Origin of the sequence: Halomonas sp. A11-A (assembly GCF_003182195.1) — a bacterium.
Taxonomy (GTDB): Bacteria; Pseudomonadota; Gammaproteobacteria; order Pseudomonadales; family Halomonadaceae; genus Halomonas; species Halomonas alkalicola.
The window spans coordinates 1-9,192 of the sequence record NZ_QGTM01000041.1; the positions used below are offsets into that span (position 1 = coordinate 1).

The 9,192-nt window shown below is 60.8% G+C and carries 7 protein-coding genes and 1 pseudogene; all 8 read left to right on the top strand.

Features of this window, described 5'->3' with window-relative positions:
• Nucleotides 1-256 precede the first annotated feature (256 nt).
• Nucleotides 257-1,189, top strand: a complete 933-nt coding sequence (locus DER72_RS15560; protein ID WP_110070850.1) for a GIY-YIG nuclease family protein — start codon at nucleotides 257-259, stop codon at nucleotides 1,187-1,189.
• A 15-nt stretch (nucleotides 1,190-1,204) separates the two neighbouring features.
• A complete protein-coding gene (locus DER72_RS15565) occupies nucleotides 1,205-2,314 on the top strand; it encodes a PD-(D/E)XK nuclease family protein (RefSeq protein ID WP_110070851.1) in 1,110 nt (369 codons plus the stop codon).
• A 7-nt stretch (nucleotides 2,315-2,321) separates the two neighbouring features.
• Nucleotides 2,322-2,858 carry a hypothetical protein gene (locus DER72_RS15570; protein WP_146209080.1) on the top strand — a complete coding sequence of 179 codons (537 nt, stop codon included), beginning with the start codon at nucleotides 2,322-2,324 and terminating at the stop codon, nucleotides 2,856-2,858.
• A gap of 137 nt (nucleotides 2,859-2,995) precedes the next feature.
• Entirely contained in the window at nucleotides 2,996-3,907 is a 912-nt protein-coding gene (locus DER72_RS15575; RefSeq protein ID WP_110070853.1) for an Abi family protein, read from the top strand.
• A gap of 65 nt (nucleotides 3,908-3,972) precedes the next feature.
• Nucleotides 3,973-7,200, top strand: coding sequence for a type I restriction endonuclease subunit R (locus DER72_RS15580; RefSeq protein WP_110070854.1), 3,228 nt, complete (start codon nucleotides 3,973-3,975; stop codon nucleotides 7,198-7,200).
• A 215-nt stretch (nucleotides 7,201-7,415) separates the two neighbouring features.
• On the top strand, nucleotides 7,416-7,691 hold the full coding sequence (locus DER72_RS16305) for a hypothetical protein (protein WP_110070855.1): 276 nt from the start codon (nucleotides 7,416-7,418) through the stop codon (nucleotides 7,689-7,691).
• Between the two features lie 105 nt (nucleotides 7,692-7,796).
• Nucleotides 7,797-8,645: a fructose 1,6-bisphosphatase gene (locus DER72_RS15590; protein WP_110070856.1), complete on the top strand. Its 849-nt coding sequence runs from the start codon at nucleotides 7,797-7,799 to the stop codon at nucleotides 8,643-8,645.
• A 438-nt stretch (nucleotides 8,646-9,083) separates the two neighbouring features.
• Nucleotides 9,084-9,192: pseudogene (locus DER72_RS15595) on the top strand (IS630 family transposase); the annotation flags it as partial.

Here is a 9,192-nt window from a genome sequence, read left to right on the forward strand (position 1 = left end):
GCGGCACGCAGCGACGGCGAGACCGTCTGGTCTTCCTTGAGCTGCTGCCGGACCCGCTCCAGGGCCTCGTCGACGTTGATATCGCTGATGGTCATGTCACCGCATAGATATGCCGAAGGATTAGGCACACTATGCCAGAAAAATCAGGTGGTTGGCGACAGGCTATCCGCAACCACCTGAATAGTTACGGCCCGTGAAGGCAGCATACACTGGCAACCTCAACGGCCCATACTGAGGCCACCTAAGCGGAGACGGTATGACCCAAGGACGCAGCATCCGGCTCTTCCTGGTGGATGGCACGCCCAACGGCCTGCTCACCGCCGAGATCATGAACTGGACCGGCCATGTGCTCACCGGGCCGCGCAGCAAGCTCAGCGAGCTGGTGCAGCGCCCGGAGTGCGGCCGTACCGGCATCTACTTCCTGGTTGGCCCCGATCCCGAGAATAGCCTGCGCCCGCTGTTCTACATCGGCGAAAGCGACGACGTCGGCACCCGCCTCAAGCAGCACAACCGGCCGGAGGACAAGGGCGGCAAGGACTTCTGGGAGAAGGTCTGCCTGGTCACCAGCAAGGACCAGAACCTCACCAAGGCCCACGTGACGTATCTGGAGAGCCTGCTGATCCAGAACGCCGGCCAGGTCGGCCGCTGCAAGCTGATCAACGGCACCGCCCACGAGTACATCAACCTGCCCGAGTCGGACCGCGCCGATATGGCCTTCTTCATGGAGCAGATCCGCACCGTGCTGCCGGTGCTGGGGTTCGACTTCCTCCGCGAGACCTCGCGCCCCTCGCGGATGCCGGAAGAGGCCCCAGCGGCAGAACCAGAGTCCTCGCCCCGCTTCACCCTGGAGGTGCCACGGCACGGCATTCGTGCAACCGGCCAGGAGATCGACGGCGAGTTCTACGTCTTCAAGGGCTCCCTGGCCCGGGGCAGCTGGGTCGGCACCGAGCGCGGCTATCAGAGCCTCTACAACCAGCTCTGCGAGGACGGGGTGCTGGTGGAAGGCAGCAATGGCACTCGAGTGTTCAACGAGGATCAGAGCTTCAGCAGCCCCAGCGCCGCCGCCGCGGTGGTCTCCGGGCGCAGCGCCAATGGGCGCATCTCGTGGAAGGCGGAGGGCAGCGGCATGACCTACGGCGAGTGGCAGGACCAGCAGGTGAGTGCAGCGGCAGAAGCCGCTCCAGAATAGCGATAGAGAGACAATATGGACGTTGAACGTATGAAAGCCTTGCTCGAAGGCGCTGCCCGGCTTCGGAGGCCAGCCCGCGAGCGAACCCTCTTCGATATAGGGGCACGCGGCTACTTCGAGAACCCCACCACGGACCTGCTGGCCTTCTTTCTCGATCCCGCCGCAGAGCATGGCTTCGGCAATGCTGTCCTCTCGGCGCTGCTGGACAGCTTGCCCGAGCCGCTGCAGCCCGCCGCCAGTGAGCGATACCTGACGCGCCCTCCAGTGCGCGAGTGGGTGACCTCCCAACAGCAGCGCATTGACCTGGTGCTGGAGTCAGATCGCTGGGTGATAGCGGTGGAGCACAAGGTCTATCACGGGCTTCACAACGACTTCGCGCACTATGGCGATGATCTCGCGCTGCGGTTGTCGGATCAGGACAGCCGCCAGGTGCTGTGTGTCGTGCTGTCGCCGGGTGGGCAGGCGCCGGACGCACCCGGTTGGCTGGGTATCGGCTATCCCGACTTCCTGCGGCGCCTGAGATCGGCGGCAGGCTCCCTCTACGAGCAGCACGGCGAGAGCAAGTGGCTGTTGTTCCTGCGCGAATTCGTGATTCATCTGGAGAACCTGACCATGACCGATACCCTGACCGACGCTCAGGAGCAGTTTGCATTGGAGCACCTCGGAGAGATCGAGGCGCTGACCAAGGCGAAGAACGATGCGCTGGCCAGTCTTCGCCTTCGGTTACAGGAGGGGCTCAACACCCGGCTTGATGACCTGGGCCTGCCGATCACCTCCTGGCAGGAGAACTGGCCGGTCGGGCCGGCGCTACGCTTCGCCCCCAATGGTTGGCAGAGCCACTCCAGCGTAGTCATTTATCTGGAGCCGCAAACCCCGAAGCGGGTATGGGTCCAGACCTACATCGACAGGCGGAACGGCGACCTGGCTGAGCTGGCAGGCAAGGGCATCGACTGCAATCAGTTCGATGAGCATAAAGTCGGCAGAACCTCGTACAACCTCTATCATGGCTTCCCATCCATGGAGTGGGAGGCTATCGAGGAGGCCGCTGCGTCTTACCTGCGGGCTATCATAGCCATGGAGATCGACTGGCAGCGCGAACAGATGGAAGCTGGCCCAAGTGCCTGAATCGCCGTTGACGCCTGTATCAGACCTTCTACCCTCCCAGGAGCGTGACCCGCAGATCCAGCGGGCCATCAAGGCCTATCTGCAGGCGCGGAGCGAGATCCTGGCGCTTGGCCGTGACGTGCCAGAGCGGATTGGCGGCAACGACAACATCATTGGCCGGATCGGCGAGTTCCTCGGCCTGCGCTTCCTGGAGGCGTTAGGCCAGAGGCCCGAAAAGGTCGAGGGGGCCTCCAGCCCGGGTTATGACCTGGTGGAAGGCGCCTGTCGCACCCAGGTGAAGGCGATTACCCACGAGAACCAGCGGGGTCGCAGCGTGCGCCTGACGCCCGGCTGGACGCAGTTTCTGCTGATGGAGCTGGGGGAGCACTACACGCCCGACAGGATCGGCTTGCTCACCCTGGAACAGCAGCAGCAGGCCCTCGACGCCGGGTTCGCCAAGACCGAAACGCCAGTGGTTAGCTTGACCATGCTGGGTGCCAAGGGGCTGATAGGCCGCTATGGTCGAGTGTATGACCGTGAGGAGATCGAGGCGCTCGGCATCTGAAGCTACCTCGGCCACGATGCAGGAGGTGGTGCAAGGCTTGGCGGCGGCCGGCCATCGCTTTATACTGCTCAGTAACAACACCCCCCACGCCTCTCCCTGAAGCGCACCTTGGGGGGTTACTTTTTTGGAGGCCGGCCTTGCAGTTCAACAAGCCCCCGCTGAGCTTAGATGATCAGCTCGACCGGCTCATCCAGCGGGGGCTGACGGTGCCGGACCGCCATCGTGCGCTCCACTATCTGCGCCACCTCAACTACTACCGGTTGGGCGCCTATTGGCTGCCCTTCGAGGCCGACCACCGTACGCATCGCCTGTGCCCCGGCACCACCCTGGATGATGTGCTGAATCTCTACGTGTTCGATCGGGAGTTCCGGCTGCTGGTCATGGACGCTATCGAACGCATCGAGGTCTCGATTCGCACCCGCTGGGCCTACCACATGGCCCATACATACGGACCCCATTGCCATCTTGCTCCGGCCCTGTTCAAGTCACCTCACCGTTCTTGGCGTCATGAGGAACGGCTACGTGCCTTGGAAGGGGAGGTGCGGCGCAGTCAGGAAACCTTCATTCGCCATCTGAGCGCTACCTACGACGAGCCGCTGCCTCCGATCTGGGCCCTGGTGGAGATCATGACGTTCGGCCAACTGTCCCAGTGGTACGCCAACACACGTCAGCGCCGAGATCGCAATGCCGTGGCACGCGAGTACGACTTCGATGAGAGCGTGATGACATCGGTCCTGCACCACCTGAGTACGGTACGCAACCAGTGTGCCCACCATGCTCGCCTGTGGAACCGGGAGTTCACCTTTCTTCCCAAGCTGCCAAAGGATCGGCCTGCGGGGGTGCTGGACACGCTATCCTTCGACGCTTCGCGTCGTATCTACAATACCCTCACCCTGATGCTGTATCTGATGGATGTGGTGAACCCCCATCATCATTGGCGGGAACGGTTGATCGGGCTCATCGATCACCACGCCATCAATGTGGCCGAAATGGGGTTCCCTGACGACTGGCGAGACCGCTCTCTATGGGCAATGCATCGTCCTAAGTAGCCTTCTCCTAATATCCCTGACGCGCTAGGCTGCTACGCATCATTACGCCAAGCGCAGGGGACTATATGGCGGACAGCAGGGAAGCCCGGTTCCAGCAGGACATTATCGACGCCATGGTGGCCGGGGGCTGGAAGGCCGGCACGGCCAGCGGCTACGACCGCACCACGGCGCTCTACACCGAAGATCTGCTCGGCTACGTGCGCGAGGCCTGGCCCGAGCGCTGGGAGAAGTTCTGCAAGGCCAACCCCCAGGCGCCGGAATCGGTGTTCGTGCAGAAGGTGGTCCGCGAGCTGGAGCGCGCCGGCACCCTGGAGGTGCTGCGCCACGGCTTCAAGGTGCCGGGTGTGAAGTTCGACCTCTGCAGCTTCCAGCCCGACCACGGCATGAACCCGGATTCCCAGGCCCGCTACCGCGCCAACCGCCTGCGGGTGGTGCCGGAGGTCTCCTACTCGCCCCACGCCCGCGAGAAGGGCAAGGGCGGCGGTGAGAGCTATAACCCCCGCCTGGATCTGGTGCTATTCGTCAACGGCATCCCCACCGCAACCCTGGAGCTCAAGAGCCAGTTCAAGCAGACGGTGGAGAACGCCAAGCGCCAGTATCGCCAGGACCGCCCGATCAAGGACCCCGTCACCCGCAAGCCCGAGCCGCTGCTAACCTTCAAGCGCGGCGCCCTGGTCCACTTCGCGGTGAGCCAGGCCGAGGTGGCGATGACCACCAGGCTGGCCAGCAGCAGCACCTACTTTCTGCCCTTCAACCGCGGTACCGAGGAGGGCGGTGCCGGCAACCCGCCCGCGCCGGACGAGCAGAGCTACGCCACCGCCTACCTGTGGGAAGAGGTGTTCGCCCCGGACGCCTGGCTGAAGGTGCTCGGCCGCTTCCTGCACCTGGAGCAGAAGACCGTCGAGGACTTCCACGGCCGGCGCAGCCTCAAGGAGACGCTGATATTCCCTCGCTATCACCAGTGGGAGGTGGTCAATCGCCTGGTGCAGGCCACTCTGGCCGAGGGGCCGGGGCGCCGCTACCTGGTGCAGCACAGCGCCGGTTCGGGGAAATCCAACTCCATCGCCTGGGCCGCCCATCAGCTGGCCAACCTCTACGGTGATGACGGGAAAAAGCTCTTCAACTCCGTGATCGTGGTCACCGACCGCACGGTGCTCGACAGCCAGCTCCAGGACACCATCTACCAGTTCGAGCACGCCCACGGCGTGGTCTGCCCGATCACCCGCAACATCGGTAACCAGAGCAAGTCGGAGCAGCTCGCCGAGGCGCTGGCCAGCAACACCCGCATCGTCATCGTCACTATCCAGACCTTCCCGGCACTGTTCGACGCCCTGGACAAGCGCCCGCAGCTCGCCGAGGGCAACTACGCGGTGATCGCCGACGAGGCTCACTCCTCGCAGACCGGCAGCTCGGCCAGCAAGCTCAAGGCGCTGCTGGCGGCCGCGGGAGAGGCGACAGAGGGCGATAGTGACCGCGAGGGCGGCGGCGAGCTGGAAGTGAGTGCAGAGGCCATGCTCGATGCCGCCGTGGCATCACGTCGCCCCAGCGAGCGCATCAGCTACTACGCCTTCACCGCCACCCCCAAGGCCAAGACCCTGGAACTGTTCGGCCGCCCGCCGGATCCTGACCTGCCGGCCAGCGCCGGCAACAAGCCCGAGCCGTTCCACCTCTACTCCATGCGCCAGGCCATCGAGGAGGGCTTTATACTCGACGTGCTGCGTAACTACGTCACCTACAGCACCGCCTGGAAGCTCGCCCACCCCGAGGGCGAGGAGCAGGAGGTCGATTCCAAGAAGGCCTCGCGCACCCTGGCCAAGTGGGTGCGCCTGCACCCCTACAACATCGCCCAGCGGGTCGAGGTGATCGTTGAGCACTATCGCGACAACGTCCGCCACCTGCTCGACGGCCAGGCCAAGGCCATGGTGGTCACCGCCAGCCGCCAGGAGGCGGTGCGCTACCAGCTGGCCATGCAGGCCTACATCAAGGCCCAGGGCTACGACGACGTGCACCCCATGGTCGCCTTCTCCGGCAGCGTGCCGCCGGACGAGGTGATCCCCGAGGAGGTGACCGAGACCAGCCGTCTGCTCAACCCCGAGCTCAAGGGGCGCGACCTGGCCGAGGCGTTCGACACCGACGACTTCAATGTGATGATCGCCGCCAACAAGTTCCAGACCGGCTTCGACCAGCCCAAGCTCTGTGCCATGTACGTGGACAAGAAGCTCCAGGGCGTGGACTGCGTGCAGACCCTGTCGCGGCTCAACCGGCTGTTCCCCGGCAAGCAGACCTTCATCCTCGACTTCTACAACGACGAGCAGGAGATCCTCGACGCCTTCGCCCCCTACTACCGCAAGGCGGAGCTAGCCGACGTCTCCGACCCCAGCGTGGTCTACGACCTGCAGCGCACCCTGGATGCCAGCGGTATCTACCACTGGCCGGAGGTGGAGGGCTTCGCCCGCGCTTTCTTCGACCCCAAGGCGCCGGCGTCGAGCCTCAGCTACCACTGCCGCCCCGCCCAGGATCGCTTCAAGCAGCGCTACCGGCTGACCCTGGAACAGCAGCAGACCTGGAAGGAGGCGCGCCGCATCGCCGAGGGCAATGGTGACGACAAGGGCCTGAAGCGCGCCGAGCAGGAGCTCAAGGAGGCCGGCACCACCCGGGACGAGCTCGACCTCTTCCGCAAGAACCTGCAGAGCTTTGTGCGCGCCTACGAATTCCTCAGCCAGATCGTCACCTTCGACGATCCGGAGCTGGAGCAGCTCTGCGTCTACGCCCGCCACCTCTACCCGTTGCTGCGCACCGACCGGCTGCTCGAGGAGGAGGCCATCGACGTCAGCGAGCTGGAGCTGACCCACTACCGCCTCACCAAGCGCGAGGAGAAGCGCCTACAGCTCGAGGAGGCCGATGGTGACTACGGCCTCAAGCCGGTCAGCGACGTGGGCTCAGGCAAGCCGCACGATCCCGAGAAGCAGCGCCTGGCCGAGATCATCGACCGGCTCAACGACCTCTACGGTGCCGAGGTCAGCGACGATGACAAGCTGCACTTCGCCAATGGTATCGCCGACCGCATCGAGCGTGACGAAGCGGTGATGGCCCAGGTGCGCAATCACAGCGAAGATCAGGTAATGCACGGCCTCTTCCCGAAGAAGGTCACCGACGCCGTGCTCGACGCCCTTAGCGACCACGAAAAGCTTTCTATGCCGCTGCTGGAAGATGAGGAGACGGGAAGGCAGTTTGCGCTGTTGATTTTGAAGCTGTTGGCGGGGAGGTCGAATCGTGACTCGCGTGCTGAGTAAAACTTACGGTAGGAGTCTGTCATGGCGGATAGCGATCCAAAACCGACATGTCGGAAAAGGCAGCATGCTCGTTGATTGGTGTTATATAGCCACGTCAACGAAAATACAACGAAAAATCAGTGGTTTGATGTGGCGGTATAAGAATGTTGAACGCGCGCGCTCGTTCAAGTCAATAAACGAGCGCGCTGTCTAATACCTGTTAGCACCAAGGAAACATGACTCTAAAATATGTCGAAAGTATTCAGGGCGGAATCCTCAAAATCGTTGATTTGCCCGTGAGAACAGTTCCTTACCGGGATGACGCCGAGTTGGTCATATTGCTTAAGGAGTTGGTGGAGCAAGGGTACGCCTTTTTAGATACCCCGAGTGGCTGGCCCCCAGCAGCAGTCCTTCAGCAACTTCAGGAGCAGGGGAATCTGGATTTTCCATTCACGGCGGTCACATGGTCGGGATCGGGGAAATTCCGCACCTATCAGGTGCCGACGTGCTAACCAGTGCAGGCACGGCGACGCCTACTACATTGCGCCTTCGGCTCCATTTCGCAGGCGCGCATGCTGCAAGCGTTATGAGCACTAGAAACAGATAGGGAGCAACCGTTGGAAGAACTACAATTTAAAATCGATGGCCCTATTCTGAAGGACGGAGTTCCGCTTCCCGTAGCGATATCTGCGTTGAGTAGCTTTCAAAGTATTGTTGACAAGACCTATCTTGTTACTGCAGAGAAAAGCCGGATAACCGCATCCGAAAGAGAAAAATTCTACATAAAGGCGACCGAGTTTAAGCACGGTTCTTTGCTAACGTACTTTGAGATCGCTTTGCAAGGCGTCCAGCTAGGTCTACCCCTCGTGTCAAGCCTTGGCCCGCAAAACATATGGGATTTAACCAAAGATACTTTCTCTATGTTGAAACTTGTTTGTGGTGCGGTGCGAAGCGGAAACCAGCCCACCTATGAGTTCAACAACAATGGCGACGTGGATCTTAGAATTGGCGATGAACATCATCACTACCATGGCCCCGTGTTCCAAATCGCTCAACTCGCACTTCCAAATTACCAAGACTTGGCTCATCTCCTGGGTAATAGAAAATTAACAGAAGTGTCTGCTGGTCATCGGTTCAGCTCCAAACATGATATTTACCTTGGTGAGGCCGATCGAGACGCTTTCGACATTCCGACAAAAATACAGAAAGAAACGACCGAACTAAAGTGCGAAGTATTCGACTTTAACAAATACAAGAATTCAGGGAAGCTGTCGGTCTCTGATGCTGGGCAGGCAATACCACTTGGTGACTACAACTTCACCATTTTTGGGAACCAGGATAACGTAGAATACATTTATACGTTGCTGAAGCCGCAAGTGACGTTGTACTGCCTTGTAGAAGAGGCCGTGAGTCCGTTTGGCGGGGTAGATGTCCATAAATTACACATCACCGGCGTCGGCTCATAACAATTTGCTGCACGCGGATAAATTACTCGCTGCGCTCCTAATTTACCGGTGAGCAAGGCGTTAAATTTGCACTGGCTGAGTGTCCTCTTTTAGCCGTAAGAGATCAGCATGCCTTTGAGGCGAGCGGTTTTTCGCTCCCCCTGAGGCATGCTATTCGGGAGAGAGGAAGATCTCAAACGGTACACGAGCGGTACACACACCAGCTTCGTGTGCTATCCTCATCTTTCGCTAACCTACTGATTCCAAAGAGCAGTACCTTTTGCTCGATTACGGTCACTTTCCCTTGTGTGTCAGTAACTTATTGTTTTATAAGCGAACTCATAATCCCTTGGTCGCAGGTTCGAGTCCAGCTGGGCCCACCATCCTTGCTTTTCACTAAGTGCCTAACCGAAAGTTTTCGTGCATAATGTATGTGGGATAACTGACACGGACGGAACCATGGCAAGGCGCTACGTTGCACCTCTCACTGAGTCTGAGCAGCAGACGCTGTCCTCCGCCTATCACCATGGTGAGAAGCGCGCCCTACGTCGACGTGCGCATGCCATCT